Annotated in this window: 1 pseudogene; it reads left to right on the top strand. The window is 76.1% G+C overall.

Going from position 1 to position 20,235, the window contains the following annotated elements:
• The first annotated feature begins 13 nt into the window (after window positions 1-13).
• Window positions 14-20,220, top strand: a pseudogene (locus ACZ4WH_RS27590) (non-ribosomal peptide synthase/polyketide synthase).
• Window positions 20,221-20,235: the final 15 nt, after the last annotated feature.

The following is a 20,235-nucleotide window of genomic DNA, read 5'->3' as shown; positions in this document are numbered from 1 at the left end:
GGATCCGACGACCATGACGTCTTCGACCCCTTCGAATCCCTCCGGCTCCGCGCGGCCCTCCAAGCGGGACCGCGCCGAGGCGCTCCCCGAGGAGCTGCGGGAGGCGCTGCGGCGGCGGCTCGCCGGACGGGCCGGCGGCGCGGCCCCGGCCGCCCGGCAGGGCATCCCGCGCGCCGACCGGGACCGCCCGCTGCCGCTGTCGTTCGCGCAGCAGCGGCTGTGGTTCCTGGACCGGCTGCGCCCCGGCGACGCCCGCTACAACAGCGCGGTCGCCGTCCGCCTCACCGGCGCCCTGGACCACACGGCGCTGGGCGAGGCACTCGCCGCCGTCGTGGCCCGGCACGAGGCCCTGCGCACCGCCTTCGAGGAGACCGACGGCCGGCCGGTGCAGCGCGTGCGTCCGGCGGGCCCGGTGCCGCTGCCGGTCCGGGACGCCGGCGACCTGGACGCGGACCTGCTCGCGGAGTACTCCCGCCCCTTCGACCTGCGGCACGGGCCGCTGCTGCGCGCCCTGCTGCTGCGCGAGTCGGCGACCTCGCACGTCCTGCTGCTGACGGCCCATCACATCATCACGGACGGCTGGTCGATGGGCGTGGTCCTGGACGAGCTGTGCACCGCCTACGACGCCCTCGCGCGGGGCAGCCGGCCGGACCTGCCCCCGGTGGCCACGCAGTACCCGGACTTCGCGGTGTGGCAGCGCGAACAGCTGTCCGGGCCCCGTCTCGAACGCCATCTCGCCTACTGGAAGGAGCAGTTGGCGGGCGCGGTGGCGCCCGAGCTGCCCCTGGACCGGCCCCGGCGCGGCGAGGAGGCGGGCGAGGGCGCCGTCCACACCTTCACCGTTCCCGCCCCCCTCACCGCGCGGTTGCGCGACCTCGCCAGAGAGCGGCACAGCACCCTCCACACCGCCCTGGTCGCCGCCACCCAGGCCCTGCTGGCCCGCTGGTCCGGCCAGGACGACATCACCGTCGGCTCCCTCACCCCCGGCCGGTCCCGCACCGACCTCGAACGGACCGTCGGGTTCTTCGTGAACACCGTCGTGCTGCGCACCCCGGTCGACGCGTCCGGCTCCTTCCGCGACCTGCTCGCGAAGACGGCCGGCACGGTCAACGACGCCTTCGCGCACGGCGACACGCCGTTCGAGCGGATCGTGGAGGCGGTGGGCGCAGCCCGCGAGGCGGGCCGCAACCCGCTGTTCGACGTGATGGTCCTGCTGCACCCCGACCCGCCCGCCGCGACCGCCCCGCGCTCCCTCGCCACCAGCCCGGTCACCGTGCCCCGGCAGGCGGCCACCTTCGACCTGAGCATCGAGTTCGTGCCGGACGGTGCGGGTCTGACCGGTCTGCTGGAGTACCGCACCGACCTGTTCGACCCGGCCACGGCCGAGCGGCTCGCCGGACAGCTGCTGCGCCTGCTGGAGGGCGCCGCCGAGGCCCCGGACCGCCCGCTGGGCAGTCTGCCCCTGCTGTCCGGGGACGAGATACGGCGTGTCGTCCACGACTGGAGCGCCGGCCCGCACCACCCCGTGGACGACATCACCTACCCGGAGATCTTCGAGCGCCGCGCGGCCCGCACGCCCGACGCCCTCGCCCTCGTCGCGGGCGGCGAACGGCTGGACTACGCCACGCTCAACGCCCGCGCCAACCGGCTCGCCCACCACCTCATCGCGCTCGGCGCAGGCCCCGAGCGGCTGGTCGCGCTGCGGCTGCCGCGCACCGCCGACATGATCGTCGCGATCCTCGCCGTCTGGAAGTCCGGCGCCGGTCATCTGCCGCTGGACCCGGCCCTTCCCGAAGAACGCGTCCGGTACCTGCTGGACGACGCCCGCCCGGCCCTGGTCCTGGACGAGGCCGCCCTGCGTGCCGTCCCCGCGACCGCCCCGGACAGCGACCCCACCGACGCCGACCGGCGCGCCCCGCTGGACCCCGACCACCTCGCGTACGTCATCCACACCTCCGGCTCCACCGGCCGCCCCAAGGGCGTCGCCGTGTCCCACCGCTCGGCGGCGCACCTGCTGGCCGCGCACCGGGCCGGCTTCGTCGCCGAGGCGGGCGGCGGCCCGCTGCGGGTGGCGCTCACCGCCTCCTTCTCCTTCGACACCTCCCTCGAAGGCGTGCTGCTGATGGCCGACGGCCACCCGCTGCACCTGGTCGACGAGACGACCCGGATGGACCCGGCCGCCCTGGTCGCGTACGTCGTCGAGCACCGTGTCGACTTCCTCGACGTCACCCCGTCGTACCTGCGCCAGCTGCTGCCCGCCGGACTGCTCACCGACCCCCGGCACCACCCCCGGGTCCTCATGCTCGGCGGCGAGGCGGTCGGGTCCGCGCTCTGGCGTGAGCTGGCCGCGCACCCGGACGTGACCGCCCACAACTTCTACGGCCCCACCGAGTGCACGGTCGACGCGCTGTCCTGCCGTATCGACGGCGGCGACCGCCCGCTGGTCGGCCGCCCCCTGCCCGGCGTGCGGGCCTATGTGCTGGACGACCGGCTCCAGCCGGTGCCGCCCGGTGTCGGCGGCGAGCTGTACCTCGCGGGCGCCCAGCTGGCCCGGGGCTACACCGGCCGCCCCGGCCTGACCGCCGCCCGCTTCCCCGCCGACCCCTACGGGCCGCCCGGCACCCGCATGTACCGCACCGGCGACCTGGCCCGCTGGACCGCCGACGGCCGCCTGGACTACCTCGGGCGCGCCGACGACCAGGTCAAGGTGCGCGGCCACCGCATCGAGCCCGGCGAGATCGAGGCCGCCCTGCATGCGCTGCCCGGCATCGCCGCCGCCGCGGTCGTCGCCGTCCCCGACGCGCACGGCCACACCCGCCTCGCCGCGTACGTCGTCCCCGCGCCAGGCGCGCCCCGGCCCGCCCCCGCCGATCTGCGGGCGGCCCTGCGCCGCGTCCTGCCCGATCCGCTGGTGCCCTCCTCGTTCACCCCGCTGGACGCGCTGCCGCTGACCACCAGCGGCAAGCTGGACCGCCGTGCCCTGCCCGCGCCCGAAAGCCCCGACCGGGAGCGGGAGTTCGTGGCCCCGCGCACCCCGGAGGAGGAGACGCTCGCCACCGTCTGGGCCGAGGTGCTCGGAGTGGACCGGGTGGGCGTCACCGACAACTTCTTCGAGCTGGGCGGCGACTCGATCCTGAGCATCCAGGCCGTCTCCCGGGCCCGCGCGGCGGGCCTCAGGATCGGCTCGCAGGACGTCTTCCGCCACCAGACGGTCGCCGACCTGGCCGCCGCCGCGACCCGGCGCACCGCCGACCTGCCCGCCCCCCGGCGCCCGCAGGAGGACGGGCCCGCCCCGCTCACCCCGGTCCAGGAATGGTTCCTCGCCACGCACGGCCCGCTGCGGCACTTCAGCATGTCGATGCTGCTCGACCTGCCCCACGACCTCGACGAGCGGGCACTGGAACGGGCGCTGGACGCCGTCGTCGACCGGCACCCCGCACTGCGCGCCCGGTTCACCCGCACCGGGGAGACCTGGCGGCAGCACCCCGGCACCGGCCCGGCCACCGGCCTGCTGACCCGGTACGGCCCCGGGACCCCGCCCGCCGAGGCCGCCGACGCCGCCCGCGCCGCCCTGGACCCGGCCACCGGAACCCTGCTGCGCGCGGCCCTGCTCACCGGCGGGGAACGCCCGCGACTGTTCGTCACCGCCCACCACCTGGCCGTCGACAGCGTCTCCTGGCGGGTCCTGCTCGCCGACCTGGAACAGGCCTACCGGCAGGCCGTGGCGGGGGAGGAGCCCCGGCCGGAGCCCGAACACACCCCGTTCGCCGACTGGGCGCGCCGGCTGGCCGAGCGGGTGCGGGCCGGTGACCTGGACGACGACCTGCCCCACTGGACGGAGGAAACCGCGCGACCGCGCACCCCGCTCCCCGTCGACCTCCCCGGCACCCCGCTCGCCGGGTCCGTACGCACCGTCCGCACCCGGGTGGACCGCGCCACCACCGAGGCGCTGCTGCGACGCGTGCCGGGCGTCTACCGCACCCAGGTCAACGACGTGCTGCTGAGCGCGCTGGCCCGGGTGCTGGCCGACTGGACGGGCGAGGACCGGGTGACCGTCGCCCTGGAGGGCCACGGCCGGGAGGAGGAACCGGCCGAGGGCGCCGATCTGTCCCGCACGGTCGGCTGGTTCACCACCCAGTACCCGGTCACCCTGACGCCGGCGGGCCCGGCCGACTGGGGGGCCACGCTCAAGGCCGTCAAGGAACGGCTGCGGGCGGTGCCCCGCCGTGGTCTGAGCTACCAGGCGCTGGGCCACCTCCGCTCCCCCCGGCCAGAAGCGAGGGCCCTCGGCGAACTCCCGCTGCCCCAGGTGTGCTTCACCTACCACGGCCAGTGGGAGGCGCCCGCCGGCGGGGACTTCGCGCCCGTCACCGACGTGCCCGGCCGGGACATGGACCCCGGCGCGCCACTGGACCACCTCCTGGACGTCTCCGCCCTGGTCGCCGACGGCGAGCTGGAGATCACCTGGCACTACAGCGACCAGGTGCACCGGGCCGACACCGTACGGCGGTTGGCCGACGGGATGGTGCGGGCGCTCGCCGCCGTCGCCGAGCACTGCGCCCGGCCCGGCGCGGGCGGCCGCACCCCCTCCGACTTCCCGCTGGCCCGCCTGGACCAGGCCGGTGTGGACCGCCTGGCCGGCGACGGCCGGGACGTGGAGGATCTGCTGCCGCTCACCCCGCTCCAGGAGGGCATGCTCTTCCACCGGCTGGTCGGCGGACCGGACGACGTGTACGTCGACCAGGCCGCCCTGCTGCTGGAGGGGGTGAGCGACCCCGACGCCCTCGCCCTGGCCTGGCAGCGCGTGACCGACCGCACCCCCGCCCTGCGCACCTCGGTGGTGTGGGAGGACGTGCCGGTGCCGCTCCAGGTCGTGCACCGCCACGTCACCGTGCCCGTCGAGCAGGTCGACTGGCGGGACGTGGACCCGGGGGAGCGGCCCGAGCGGCTGGACCGGCTGCGCGCCGACGACCTCGCGCGCGGCCTGGACCTCGGCACGGCCCCCCTGATGCGGCTCACCCTCGTCCGGCTGCCCGAGGCCCGGCTCCAGCTCCTGTGGACCTCCCACCATCTGATCCTGGACGGCTGGAGCCTGGCCCAGGTGCTCACCGACGTCTTCGAAGAGTACGCGGCGCTCACCACCGGCGCCGAGCCCCGGCCCCCGGCACGGCGGCCGTTCGCCGACTACGTGCGCTGGCTGGCCGGCCAGGACACCGAGGCCGCACGCGCCCACTGGCGGACCGTCCTCGCCGGGTTCGCCACCCCCACCCCGCTGCCCGCCGACCGCGTCCGCCGCCCGGGCCACGAGACCCGCTCAGCGGGCGTGCACACGGCCGGGCTCTCCGACGAGGTCTCGGCCCGGCTGACGCGCACCGCCCGCGCGGCCGGCCTCACCCTCGGCACCGTGGTGCAGGGCGCCTGGGCGCTGCTGCTGTCCCGCTACGGCGCCGAGCCGGACGTGCTGTTCGGGACCACCGTCTCCGGACGCCCCGACGACCTGCCCGGCGTCGAGTCGATGGTCGGCATGTTCATCAACACCCTGCCCACCCGCGTCCGCGTGGACGGCGGCCGCAGCGCCGCCGCCTGGCTCCGGGAGCTACAGGAGGCGCAGGCCGAGGCACGGCGGTTCGCGACGGTGTCCCTCGCCGAGCTGACCTCGCTGAGCGACGTGCCCGCCGGCAGCCCGCTGTTCGACAGCATGGTGGCCTTCGAGAACTACCCCTTCGACCAGGCACGTTCCGCCGGCACCGGCATACGCCTCGCCGACGTCTCGGCCCGCGACGCCACCAACTACGCCCTGGTGCTGCGCGCTTACCAGGGCGAGCGGTTCGGCTTCGACCTGGCCTACGACCCCGGGCTGTTCGACGCCCCGACCGTGCGCGCCCTCGCCGACCGGCTGTGCCTGCTGCTCACCGAGCTGGCCGACGACCCCGACCGGCCCGTGCGCGCGCTCGCCTGGACGACCGCCGAGGAGCGGCGGCGGATGCTGGCCGACTGGAACGGCACCGAGGAGGGCCGGCCCTCCGACACCCTGGACGCCCTCTTCGCCGCCCAGGCCGCCCGCACCCCCCACGCCGAGGCCGTCACCTGCGGCGCCGACCGGCTCGACTACGCCACCCTGGACGAGCGTTCAGGACAGCTCGCCCACCGGCTCGCCGAACTCGGCGCCCGACCCGAGACGTTCGTGGCGCTCGCGCTGCCCCGCTCCACCGACCTCGTCGTGGCCGTCCTCGCCGTCCTCAGGACCGGCGCCGCCTACCTGCCCATCGACCCCGCGCTGCCCGCCGAACGCGTCCGGGACCTGCTCGCCGACGCCCGCCCGGTGACACTGGTGACCACCGCCGGGACCGCCGTCGAGACGACCGTGCCGCTCCTGCCGCTGGACGACCCCGAAGTCCGCGCCGACCTGGCCCGCCGCCCCGCCGACGGTCCGGCACGCCGCGCGCTGCCCGAGAGCCCCGCGTACGCCATCTACACCTCCGGCTCCACCGGCCGCCCCAAGGGTGTCGTCGTCCCGCACGCCAACGTGGTCCGGCTGTTCACCCGCACCCGGCACTGGTTCGGCTTCGGCCCCGACGACGTGTGGACCCTGTTCCACTCCTACGCCTTCGACTTCTCGGTGTGGGAGCTGTGGGGCCCGCTGCTGCACGGCGGCCGGCTCGTGATCGTACCCGAGGACACCGCCCGCTCCCCGGAGGACTTCCTGCGCCTGCTCGCCGACGAACAGGTCACCGTCCTCAACCAGACCCCCTCCGCCTTCTACCCGCTGATCCGCGCCGACGCCGAACTGCCCGACGTCAGCGCCCGCTTGGCGCTGCGCACGGTGATCTTCGGCGGCGAGGCGCTGGACGTGAGCCGGCTCGCCGACTGGTACGCCCGCCACCCGGACACCGCGCCCCGCCTGGTGAACATGTACGGCATCACCGAGACCACCGTGCACGTCACCCACACCGGACTGGACCGCCGGGCGGCCCGAGCCGGTACCGCCGGCCCCATCGGCACCGGCATCCCCGACCTGCGGCTCTACGTCCTCGACGAAGGCCTGCGGCCGGTGCCGCCCGGCGCCGTCGGCGAGCTGTTCGTCGCCGGCCAGGGCCTGGCGCGCGGCTATCTGAACCGGCCCGGCCTCACCGCGACCCGCTTCCTCGCCGACCCGTTCGGCCGGCCCGGCACCCGTATGTACCGCACCGGCGACCGTGCCCGCTGGCGGGCCGACGGCACCCTGGAGTACCTGGGCCGCGCCGACCAGCAGGTGAAGATCCGCGGCTACCGCATCGAACCCGGGGAGATCGAGGCCGCCCTGCACCGCCACCCGGACGTGGGCGCGGCCACCGTCGGCGTGTACGAGGACACCGCCGGGACGCGCCGGCTGGTCGCGCATGTCGTCGGCACCGGCAGCGGCGACCGTGCCGTACCGCCCCCGCCCGCCGCCGAACTCCGCGCCCACCTGGAGGCGTTGCTGCCCGCGCACATGGTCCCGGCCGCCTATGTTCCGATGTCCGCGCTGCCGCTCACCGCCAACGGCAAGCTCGACCGGCGCGCCCTGCCCGCGCCCGGCCCCGACGGCTTCGCCGCCGACGGCACACGGACCCCGCCGCGCACACCGGCCGAGCGGCTCGTCGCCGCCGCGTGGGCGGACGTCCTGGACACCGGGGAGGTCGGCGCCGACGACGACTTCTTCGCCCTCGGCGGCGACTCCATCCTCGCCGTCCGCGTCACCTCCCGGCTGCGCGCCGCCTTCGGCAGGGACGTCTCACCCCGGCTGCTGTTCACCCACTCCACGCTGTCCGCCCTCGCGGCCGCGCTGGGTGAACCCCGGGGCGAAGGCACCGCCGACACCATCCCGGCCGGCGACCCGGACACCCCGGCGCCCCTGTCGTACGCCCAGCAACGCCTGTGGTTCCTCGACCGGTTCGAGCCGGGCAGCACCGAGTACACGACCCTGTCCGTGCTGCGGCTGCGCGGCCCGCTCGACACCGCCGCCCTGCGCACCGCCCTGGACGGCCTGGTCGCCCGGCACGAGGCCCTGCGCACCACGTTCACCGAACAGGGCGGCCAGGCCCGGCAGTCGGTCCACCCGCCCCGGCCCGTGGACCTCCGGGTGGACGACCTCGCGGACATCGCCGCTTCGGACGGCCGCACGGACACGGCTGCCGTGGACGGCCGAGCGGACGCCGTCGCCTCGGGCGGCGACGCGGAACCCGCCGCAGTGGACGGCCGCGCGGTCACCGCTCCGGGCGCCCGTAGCGACACCGCCGCCCTGGACAGCCTCCTGGCGCGCGAGGCCGCCCCCCCCCCTTCGACCTGGCCGCCGGGCCGCTGTTCCGGGTGCGCCTGGTCCGGTGCGCCGCCGACGAGCACGTTCTCGTCCTGGCCCTGCACCACATCGTCACGGACGGCTGGTCCGCCGGCGTGCTGGCCCGGGACCTCGGCGAGCTGTACGCGGCGGCCCTGGAGGACCGCCGTCCCGACCTGCCGGCCTTCCCCCTCCGCTACGCCGACTACGCCTCCTGGCAGCGCGCCCGCGCCGAGCGGGCCGAGGCCGAACTGGCCCACTGGCGCCGGGCGCTGGACGGTGTGACCCCGCTGGAGCTGCCCACCGACCGGCCGCGCCCGGCCGTCCGCACCCGCGACGGCGCCCTGGTGACCTTCACCCTGCCCGCCGCGCTGACCGAGCGGTTGCGCGAGCGGGGCCGGGAGGCCGACGCCACCCTCTACATGACACTCGTGACGGCCTGCCAGATCCTGCTCGCCCGCTGGGCGGACCAGGAGGACGTCACCGTCGGCACCGTCACCGCCGGCCGGGAGCGGCCCGAACTGCACGACATGGTCGGCATGTTCGTCAACACGCTCGTGCTGCGCACACGGGTCCGCGCCGAGCTGCCCTTCCGGGACCTGCTGGCCGAGGTGCGCACCACCGTCCTGGACGCGTTCGCCCACCAGGAGCTGCCGTTCGAGCGTGTGGTGGACGCCCTCCAGCCCGAGCGGGACACCAGCCGTACCCCGCTGTTCCAGGTCATGGTCGCCCTGCACAACCTCGGCGCCGAGCCGCCCCGGCTGCCCGGGCTGGCGGTGGAGCCGGTGACCCCACCGGTCCGCAACGCCACCTTCGACCTCGCCTTCGACTTCGCGGAGACCGACGGCGGCCTCACCGGCTACCTGGAGTACAACACCGGGCTCTTCGACGCCGACACCGCCGAACGTCTGGCCGCCCGGCTGCGCGTCCTGCTGGAGGCCGCCGCCGAGGACCCGGAGCGGGCCGTGGGCCGCCTGCCGCTGATGACCGACGACGAGCGGCGGCAGGTGCTCCGGTACGGGCAGGGCGCCCGACTGCCCGAACCGGACACCACCTTCCCCGCCCTGTTCGAGGCCCGGGCCGCCCGCACCCCGCACCACACCGCCCTGGCGGCCGGGGACACCACCCTGGACTTCGCCGCGCTGAACGAGCGCGCCAACCGGCTGGCCCACCACCTCATCGCCCAGGGCGCCGGCCCCGAGGACGTGGTCGCCGTACGGCTCCCGCGCACCGCCGACCTGGTGGTGGCGCTCCTCGCGGTCCTCAAGGCGGGGGCGACCCTGCTCTGCCTGGACCCCGAACTCCCCGAGGAGCGAGCGGACTTCCTGCTCGGCGACGCCCGGCCGCACACCCTGCTGACCGGCCTCGGCGAGGTGCCCTGGGACCGGCTCCCCGCCCACGACCCGGCCGACGCCGACCGCGTCCGGCCCCTGCTGCCCGAGCACACGGCGTACATCGTCTACACCTCCGGCTCCACCGGCCGCCCCAAGGGCGTCGCCGTCGAGCACCGGCACCTCGTCAACCTGTGCCACGACCACCGGGCGGCCCTGCTCGCCCCGCACACCGACGGCGGGCGGCGGCTGCGGGCCGCGCTCAGCGCCTCCTTCTCCTTCGACACCTCCTGGGAGGGGCCGCTGCTCCTCGCCCTCGGCCACGAGGTCCACCTCGTCGACGAGGACGTACGCCTGGACCCGCAGGCCTTCTGCGCCCAGGTCGCCGAACACCGCCTCGACCTCGTGAACGTCACCCCGTCCTTCCTGCGCGAACTCACCGCCGCCGGCCTGCTCGCCCCCGGCCGCCACCACCCGCGCCTGCTGCTCGTCGGCGGCGAGGCCGTCACCCCGGCCGACTGGCGCGAACTCGTGCGCGCCGAGAAGGAGTCGGGTGTGGCCGTGTACAACATGTACGGCCCCACCGAGTGCACCGTCGACGCCGTCTACGGCCGCTGCGCCGACCGGCCCGAGCGTCCGGTCATCGGCCGACCAGGCGGCAACCTGCGCGCCTACGTCCTCGACGGTGCCCTGCGCCCGGTGCCGCCCGGAGTGCCCGGCGAGCTGTACCTGGCCGGGGCCCAGGTGGCCCGTGGCTATCCGCACCGGCCCGGTTTCACCGCCGCCCGCTTCCTCGCCGACCCGTTCGGGGCGCCGGGGGAGCGGATGTACCGCACCGGGGACCGGGCCCGCTGGGACCGGGACGGGCTGCTGGAGTTCCTGGGCCGGGTGGACGAGCAGGTCAAGATCCGCGGGTTCCGTATCGAGCCCGGCGAGGTGGAGACCGCCCTCCTGGACCACCCGGACGTCGCCGACGCCGCGGTCGCCGCGCGCGAGCACGCCGGCCGTCTCATGCTCGTCGGCTACGTGGTGCCGTCCGCCGGCCGCGTCCCGTGCGCCGACGAACTGCGCCTCGCCCTGCGCCGTACCCTGCCCGACCACATGGTGCCCGCCGCGTTCGTCCCGCTGGCCCGCATCCCCCGCACCACCAGCGGCAAGACCGACCGACGGGCCCTGCCCGCACCGCCCGCGCAGCCCGACAGCAGCACCCCGTACGTCACCCCCCGGCCCGGCACGGAGGAGCGCCTGGCCGCGATCTGGGCTCAGGTGCTCGGCGTCGAACGGGTCGGCGCGCGCGACAACTTCTTCACGCTCGGCGGCGACTCCATCCTGAGCATCCAGATCGTCTCCCGCGCCCGGCAGGCGGGCCTCGCCCTCACCACCAAGGACGTCTTCCGCCACCAGACCGTCGCCGAACTCGCCCTGCGGGTACGGGAGTCCCATCCGAGCCCAGCCGTCACCGAGGAGACCGGCGAGGCGCCGCTGACGCCGATCCAGCACTGGTACCTGGACGGCCGCGACCCCGGGCAGCGGCTCCGGTTCACCATGACCCAGCGCCTGGAACTCGCCGTCGGCACGGACGGGTCCGCGCTTCGGACCGCTGTCGACGCCCTCGTGCACCACCACGCCGCCCTGCGCACCCGGTTCCGGCACTCCGCCGGCGGCTGGCGCCAGGAGGTGCTGCCCGAGACCCCGGACGGCGTCTTCACCCGGCACGACGTCACCGGGCTGGACGACACGGCGGTCGAGAGCGAGGTCCAGCGGCTCACCGAGGAGGCACAGACCGCGCTCGACCCCGTCGAGGGCCGGGTCGTCCGCGTCCTGTTCTTCGACCGTGGCCCACAGCGGGAGGGCCAACTTGTCGTCACCGCCCACCACTTGGTGATCGACGGGGTGTCCTGGCGCATCCTGCTCGCGGACCTGGAGACCGCCCACCGGACGGCGGCGGCCGGCCGGCCCGTCGAGCTGCCCACCACGGGCACCTCCTACGTCACCTGGGCCGCCCGGCTCGACCGGCACACCCGCTCCGGCGCCCTGGACGCCGACCTGCCCTACTGGACGCGCACCTGCGCGGCCCCGGCCGAGCTGCCCGCCGGACGGCCCGGCCCCCACACCCACGGCACCGCCGCCACCCTCACCGTCACGCTGGACGCGGAGACGACCGACGCCCTGCTGCGGCAGGTCCCGGAGGCCTACCGCACCCAGGTCAACGACGTCCTGCTCAGCGCCCTCGGCCGCACCCTGGCCCGCTGGTGCGGGCGCGACACCGTCCTGCTCGGCGTGGAGGGACACGGCCGGGAGGACCTGTTCGCGGACGTCGACCTGGCGCGGACCGTCGGCTGGTTCACCGCCGAGTTCCCGCTCGCGCTGCGCGTCGACCCGGACGCCGGCTGGCACGACACCCTCCGCTCGGTCAAGGAACAGCTGCGCGCGGTGCCGCTGCGCGGCCTGAGCCACGGCGCCCTGCGCCACCTCGTGCCCGGCAGCCCGCTCGCCGGCGCCCCCGCCCCCCGCGTCGGCTTCAACTACCACGGCCAGTGGGACGCGGACGGCACCGGCGGGCTCCTGCGCGGCGCCCTGCCCCCGGCCGGCCGGGACACCGACCCGGACGAACCCCGTCCCTACCTGCTGGACGTCACCGGAGTGGTCCAGCGGGGCCGTCTCGAACTCGGCTGGACCTACCCGGCGGCCGTCTACGACCAGGCCACCGTCCGCCGGCTCGCCGAGGAGACGGTCGCGGCCCTGCGGGACATCGTGGCGCACTGCGCCCGTCCCGGAGCGGGCGGCCGTACCCCCTCCGACTTCCCGCTCGCCGGCCTCGGCCAGGAGCAGCTGGACCGGCTCGTCGGCACCGGCGGGCAGGCCGAGGACGTCCTGCCGCTCACCCCGCTCCAGTCCGGCATGCTCTTCCACGGCCTCGTGGACAGCGAGCACGCCTACTTCGACCGTACGGCCGTACGCCTGTCCGGCGTCGCGGACCCGCGCGCGTTCGCCGCCGCCTGGCAGCAGGTCGCCGACCGCACCCCGGCGCTGCGCAGCAGCGTGCACTGGCAGGGTCTGCCCCACCCGGTCCAGGTGGTCCACCGGCGCGCCGAGCTGCCCGTCACCCACCTCGACTGGCGGACGCTCACACAGGAGCGGCGCGCGGAGGCCACCGAGCGGCTGCTCGCCGAGGACCGCGCGGCGGGCATGGACCTCACCGCCGCGCCGCTGACCCGCCTCACCCTGGCCGCCCTGCCCGGCGACGAGGTGCTGCTGCTCTGGTCGACGCACCACATCGTCCTCGACGGCTGGAGCACCGGTCAGCTGCTCACCGAGGTCTGCGAGCGCTACGCCGCCCTCACCGGCGGCCCGGACCCGGCACCCCCGGTACGGCGGCCCTTCGCGGACTTCCTGCACTGGCTGCGCGAGCAGGACGAGCAGGCGGCCGAGCGGTACTGGGCCGACGCCCTGGCCGGGTTCACCGCCCGCACCCCGCTGCCGTACGACCGCACGCCCGCCGAGGCCCACCGCGCCCGCTCCGCCGCCGCCGTCCACCACGAGCTGGACGCGCGGGTCTCGCGCCGGCTGCGGGAGACCGCCGCCCGCGCCGGGCTCACCGTCAACACCGTGGTGGAGGGCGCCTGGGCGCTGCTGCTGGCCCGCTCCGGCGGCCGGGACGACGTGGTGTTCGGCACCACGGTGTCCGGCCGCCCGGCCGAACTGCCCGGCGTCGAAGGCATGATCGGCATGTTCATCAACACCGTGCCGACCCGTGTCCGCGTCCCCGCCGGGCCCGTGCTGCCGTGGCTGCGCGGTCTCCAGGAACGGCAGAGCGACGCCCGCCGCTTCGACTTCCTCTCCCTGCCCCGCGTCCAGGCCGTCAGCGACGTCCCGTCCGGCGAGCCGCTGTTCGACAGCATGGTGGTGTTCGAGAACTACCCCGTGGACGAGTCGGCCACGGCCCGCACGGGCGTCCGCGTCGAGGAGGTGCGCGCCGACGACGCCACCACCTTCCCCTGGTGCCTCCGCGCCCACCTCGCCGAACGGCTCGCCTTCGACCTGGCCTACGACCCCGCCCTGTTCGACGCCGCGACCGCCGAGCGCGCCGCCGACCGGCTGGCGGCCCTGCTCGCCGCCCTCGCCGACGGGTTCGACACCGACCTGGCCGACCTGGACCTGCTCACCCCGGCCGACCGGGACCTGCTGGCCGCCTGGAACACCACCGCCCGCCGGGCCGCCCCGCGCAGCCCTGTGGACCTCTTCGCCGAGCGGGCCCGCCGCACCCCGGACGCGATCGCGGTCCGTGACGGCGAGCGCGAGCTGACCTGCCGGGAGCTGGCCGACTGGGCCGACGCGTTGGCGGCCAGGCTGGTGGCCGAGGGGTTGCGGGCCGAGGACCGGGTGGCGCTGCTGCTGGACCGCTCCGCCGAACTCGTCGTCGCCCAGCTCGCCGTGCTCATGGCCGGCGGCGCCTACGTCCCCGTCGACACCCGGGCCCCCGAGGAGCGCCGCCGCACCCTGCTCGCCCAGGCGGGCGCGACCGTCCGGCTCACTGCGGCCGAGGTGACCGCCGCCCGCACCGCCGCCCGCACCGGCGTCGGCACCGAGAAGGGGCGCACACCGGCCGCCGACCCCGACCGGCTGGCGTACGTGATGTTCACCTCCGGCTCCACCGGCCGGCCCAAGGCGGTCGCCGTACGGCACCGGGACGTGGCGGCGCTCGCCACCGACAGCCGGTTCGCCGACGGGGTGTGCGCGCGGGTGCTGCTGCACTCGCCGGTGGCCTTCGACGCCGCCACTTTCGAGGTGTGGGCGCCGCTGCTGAACGGCGGCTGCGTGGTCGTGGCCCCGGGCGGCGGCGTGGACGCGGCCCTGGTGCGCCGGCTGGCCGCCGACGGCGAACTGACGGCCCTGTGGCTGACCGCCGGACTGTTCCGGCTGCTCGCGCAGGACGCGCCCGAGTGCTTCCGGGGCCTCGCCCAGGTGTGGACCGGCGGTGACGTCGTCCCCGCCCCGGCCGTGCGCCGGGTGCTGGCCGCCTGCCCCGGCCTGACCGTCGTGGACGGCTACGGCCCCACCGAGACCACCACCTTCGCGACCTCCTGCGCCCTCACCGACCCGGCGGACGTGCCCGGCACCGTCCCCATCGGCCACCCGCTGGACGACATGCGGGTGCACGTCCTCGACGCCCGGCTGCGGCCCGTGCCGCCGGGCTGCCCCGGAGAGCTGTACGTGGCCGGCGAGGGCGTCGCCCGCGGCTATCTGGGCCGCCCCGGCGACACCGCGGCCCGCTTCCTCGCCGACCCCTACGGCCCGCCCGGTGCCCGGATGTACCGCACCGGCGACCTGGCCCGGCGGCGGCCGGACGGCACCGTCGAGTTCCTGGGCCGCGCCGACCATCAGGTGAAGATCCGGGGCTTCCGGGTGGAGCCCGGCGAGGTCGAGGCCGCCCTCGCCGCCCACCCGGGCGTCGTCGACGTGGCCGTGGTGGCCCGCGAGGACCGGCCCGGCGCCAAGCGGCTCGTGGCCTATGTCGTCGGACCGGCCGGGCAGAACGGCGAGGAGCTGCGGGACTTCGCCGCCCGCACCCTGCCCGACTACCTCGTCCCCGGCGCCGTCGTCCCGCTCACCGCCCTCCCGCTCAGCCGCAACGGCAAGGTCGACCGCACGGCCCTGCCCGCGCCGGAAGCCCTGCCCGGCCGCGCGCGGGTCGAGCCCCGCACCGAGGTCGAGCGCCGCACCGCGGCCGTCTTCGGGGAGGTGCTGGGCAGCGAACCGCCCGGTGCGGAGGACGACTTCTTCCAGCTCGGCGGCGACTCGATCCTCAGCATCCGGCTCGCCTCCCGGCTCGCCGAGACCTTCGACACCGACGTCACCCCGCGCGCGGTGTTCACCCACCCCACCCCGGCCGGACTGGCCCGGCTGCTCGACGCCCGGCAGGGCACCGGCCGGTCGGCGATCGTCCCGGCCGCCCGGGACGGGGCCGCGCCGATGTCGTACGCCCAGCAACGCCTGTGGTTCCTGGAGGAGTTCGCACCTGGCGGCGCCGAGTACGTGACCGCGCTCGCCCTCCGGCTGCGCGGCACCCTGGACACCGGCGCTCTCCGCGCGGCCCTCACCGCCCTGGTGGCCCGGCACGAGTCGCTGCGCACCACCTTCGACAGCGTCGACGGGCACGGCGTCCAGCGCGTCCACCCGCCCCACGACGTGCCGCTGCCCGTGCGCGACCTGTCACAGGCCGCCGACCCCGAGTCCCGCCTGCGCGGGCTGCTCGCAGAGGAGCGCTCCCGCCCCTTCGACCTGCGTCAGGGACCGCTGCTGCGCACCGGCCTGATCCGGCTGGCCGAGAACGACCACGTGCTCACCCTCACCCTGCACCACATCGTCACCGACGGCTGGTCCAGCTCCGTCCTGCTCGGCGACCTCGCCCACCTCTACCGCGCCGAACTCGGGTCCGTAAAAGGAGACCTGCCGCCGCTGCCGGTGCAGTACGCCGACTACGCCCGCTGGCAGCGCGGCGCCGGGGACGCCGGCGCGGACGAGCATCTCGCCTACTGGAAGCGGCAATTGGCCGACACGGCACCGCTGGAGCTGCCCACCGACCGGCCCCGGCCGCCGGTGCGCACCAGCCCCGGCGCGACCACCCGGCTGGTGGTGCCCGCCCCGACCGCCCGGCGGCTGACCCGGCTCGCCCGGGACCACGGCACCACCCTGTTCACCACGCTCGTCGCCGCCGCCCAGGCCTACCTCGCCCGGCTCACCGGCGCCGAGGACATCACCGTCGGCACCGTCACCTCGGGCCGCGACCGGCCCGAGACCCAGGCGCTCGTCGGGTTCTTCGTCAACACCCTGGTGCTGCGCTCCCGGGCCGAGGCCGAGGAGCCCTTCACCGGGTTCCTCACCGCCGTACGGCAGACCGTCCTCGACGCCTTCGCCCACCAGGACGTGCCGTTCGAACGGGTCGTGGACGAGGTCGACCCGGTCCGCGACACCAGCCGCAGTCCCCTCTTCCAGGTCATGGTCGTCCTCCAGAACAGCCCGGCCGCCGGTCTCGACCTGCCCGGCCTCGACGTCACCGACGTCGAACCCGAGTCCGAGCAGGCCGCGTTCGACCTCACCCTGGAGTTCGCCGAGACCGACGGCGGAGCCCTGCACGGCCTGCTCACCTACAACACCGACCTGTTCGACCCGGCCACCGCCGAACGGATGGCCGGACAGCTCGGCACCCTGCTGCACGCCGTCGCCGAGGACCCGGACCGGCCGCTCGGCGCGCTGCCGCTGACCTCCGACGACGAGCTGAAGACCCTGCTGGACCAGGGCCTCGGCACCTTCCGTCCGGTGCCCGAGACGACCCTGCCCGCCCTGTTCGAACGGCAGGCGGCCCGTACCCCGGACGCGGTCGCGCTGGTCGACGGCGACCGGGAGCTGACCTACGCGGAGGTGGACCGGGCGGCCAACCGGCTGGCCCACCGGCTCCTCCGGGACGGCGTCGGACCGGAGCGCGTGGTCGCCCTCGCGCTGCCCCGCTCGGCGGCGACGGTCGTGGCCCAGCTCGCCGTCGCCAAGGCCGGCGGCGCCTTCCTGCCCGTGGACCCCGACTACCCGCCGCGGCGAAGGGAGTTCATGATCCGGGACGCGGGCGCCCACCTGGTCCTCGGCGACCCGGCCGAGGTGTGGACCGCCGACGGGCCGGACACGTCACCCACGGACACCGACCGCACCGCGCCCCTCACTCCCGCCCATCCCGCCTACGTCATCTACACCTCCGGCTCCACCGGCACCCCCAAGGGCGTGGTGGTGACCCATCGCGGTCTCGCCTCCTTCGCCGCGGCGGCCGCCGAACAGTACGCGGCGGGCCCCGGCGACCGGGTCCTCCAGTTCGCCTCGCCCAGTTTCGACGCCTCCGTGCTGGAGCTGTGCGTCTCCCTGCTCAGCGGGGCCGCGCTGGTCACGGGCGAGGAAGGGCCGCTGGTCGGGGAGCGGCTGGCGGAGGTGCTCGCCGAGCGGCGCGTCAGCCACAGCCTGATCCCCCCGGCCGCGCTGGCCACCGTCCCGCCGGAGACCGCCGCCGCCCTGCCCCGTCTGCGCACGCTCATCGTGGGCGCCGAGGCCTGCCCGGCCGACCTCGTCGACACCTGGGCCCCCGGCCGCCGGATGATCAACTCCTACGGACCGACCGAGGCCACCGTCGTCGCCACCTGGACCGGCCCGCTCACCCCCGGCACCGGCACCCCGCCCATCGGCCGCCCCGCCGGCGGCATCCGCGTCCGCGTGCTCGACGCCGCCCTGCGTCCCGTACCGCCGGGCGTGACCGGGGAGCTGTACCTCGCGGGACCCGGTCTCGCCCGGGGCTACCTGGGCCGGCCGGGACTCACCGCCCAGCGGTTCGTCGCCGACCCGTACGGCGCGCCGGGGGAGCGGATGTACCGCACCGGGGATCTGGTCCGCTGGGCCCCGGACGGCCGGCTCCGGTTCGCGGGGCGCGCCGACGACCAGGTCAAGCTGCGCGGGTTCCGCATCGAGCCCGGCGAGATCGAGAGCGCGCTGCGGCGCAGCCCGCTGGTGCGGGACGCGGTCGTGGTCGTACGCGCGGGGGAGACGCCGGGGGCGCCGGCCCGGCTGATCGCTTACGTGGTTCCGGCGGAGGGGCCCGGTGTCGATGCGTCGGGCGGCGATCCGACGGCGGAGGGGCCCGCTGCCGATGCGTCGACCGCCGATCCGGCGGCGGAGGGGCCCGCTGCCGATCCGGCGGGCGGCGATCCGTCCGTTGCCGATCCGGCCATTGCCGATCGAGCCGTTGCCGATCGGTCCGTTGCCGATCGAGCCGCTGTCGATCGGCCCGTCGGTGAGTTGCGGCTGCCCGTCGGCGAGTTGCGGCTCCACCTGGCCGGGCTGTTGCCCCCGCACATGGTGCCGTCCGTCTTCGTGCCGCTCGACCGGCTGCCGCTCACCCCGAACGGCAAGACGGACCGGCGGGCGCTGCCCGCGCCCGGGCCCGCGCAGCACGCGGACGGCCCGAAGACCGCGCCGCGCACCGACACCGAACGCCGGATCGCCCGCATCTGGGCCGATGTGCTGGGCATCGAGGAGGTCGGCGCCGACGACAACTTCTTCGCGCTCGGCGGCGACTCCATCCTGAGCATGCAGGTCGTCTCTCGGCTGCGCCGCGACGGCCTGCACGTGGCCACGCGCGACCTGTTCACGCACCAGACCGTGGCCGAACTCGCCACCGTGGTCCGAGCCGCGCCCCTGCGGTCCGGGGACGGCCCGGTCACCGGCGAGGTGCCGCTCACCCCGATCCAGGAGTGGTTCCTGACCGCCCCCCGCGCCGCCCACCACCACTTCAACCAGTCGGCGCTGCTGGAACTCGACGGCACCCCCGACGAGCGGGCGCTGCGCGCCGCCCTCGACGCGCTGCTGGAGCACCACGACGCGCTGCGCATGCGGTTCACCCGGGACGCGGACGGCTGGCGTCAGTTCAACCCGCCACCCGCCGCCGGCCCCGGCATCCTCGTCCGGCACGACCTGACCGGGCTGTCCGCCGAGGAGGCCGACGCGGCCATGGCGAAGGCCGCCGACGAACTGCACGCGAGCTTCGACCTGGCCCGGGGCCCGCAGCTGCGCGCGGCCCTGTTCACCGGGGAGCCGGACCGGCCCGTGTTCCTCCTCCTCGTCGCCCACCACCTGGTCGTGGACGCCGTCTCCTGGCGCATCCTGCGCGACGACCTGGAGACCGCCTACCGGCAGGCCCTCCAGGGCGGACCGGTGACACTGGGGGAGCGCGGCACCAGCTTCCGCGCGTGGTCGCGGGGACTCGCCGCGTACGTCGCCGAGGGCGGCCTCGACCACGAACTGCCGTACTGGGAACAGGCGGTGGACACCGAACCGGCGCCACCCGAGCCCTCCGCCGCCGGACCGGCCGCCACGGTGAGCGTGGAACTCGGCGAGGAGGACACCACGGCCCTGCTGCGCTCGGCGCCCACCGCCTACCGCACCCGGGTCAACGACGTGCTGCTCGCCGCCCTCACCCTGGCGCTGGCCCGCTGGACCGGACGCGACCGGGTCCGCCTGGACCTGGAGGGCCACGGCCGCGAGGACCTGCTCGACGGGGTCGACCTGTCCCGCACCGTCGGCTGGTTCACCACCGTCCACCCGGTCGCCGTCCAGGTGCCCGACCCCGGCGATCTCGGCCCCGACCGCGACTGGCGGTCCCTGGTGAAGTCGGTGCGCCGCCAGTTGCGCGCCGTACCCGGCAACGGCATCGGCTTCGGCGCGCTGCGCACCTTCGGCCCGCCCGAGGTCCGCGAACGCCTCGGCGGCGGGGCGCACAGCCAGGTGGTGTTCAACTACCTCGGCCAGTGGGACGCCCGCCCGGAGACCGCGCGGGGCGGCCTGGTCCGCGCCGAACACGGCTCCTTCGGGCAGGACCACGACCCTCGGGACCCCGGCTCGCACCTGCTGGAGGTGGTGGGCGCGGTGCAGCACGGCCGGCTCGCCTTCACCTGGCACCACCGGCCCGGCGTCCACGACACGGCGACCGTGCGCCGGGTGGCCGGGGAGTTCGCCGAGGCCCTGCGCCACCTCGCCCGGCACGCCAGGGGAGGCCGGTGACGACCCTCAGGCTCC

The organism is Streptomyces sp. NPDC029138, assembly GCF_055564375.1.
The sequence above is the reverse complement of the archived record's forward strand: the minus strand, read 5'-3'. Positions and strand labels throughout refer to the sequence as shown.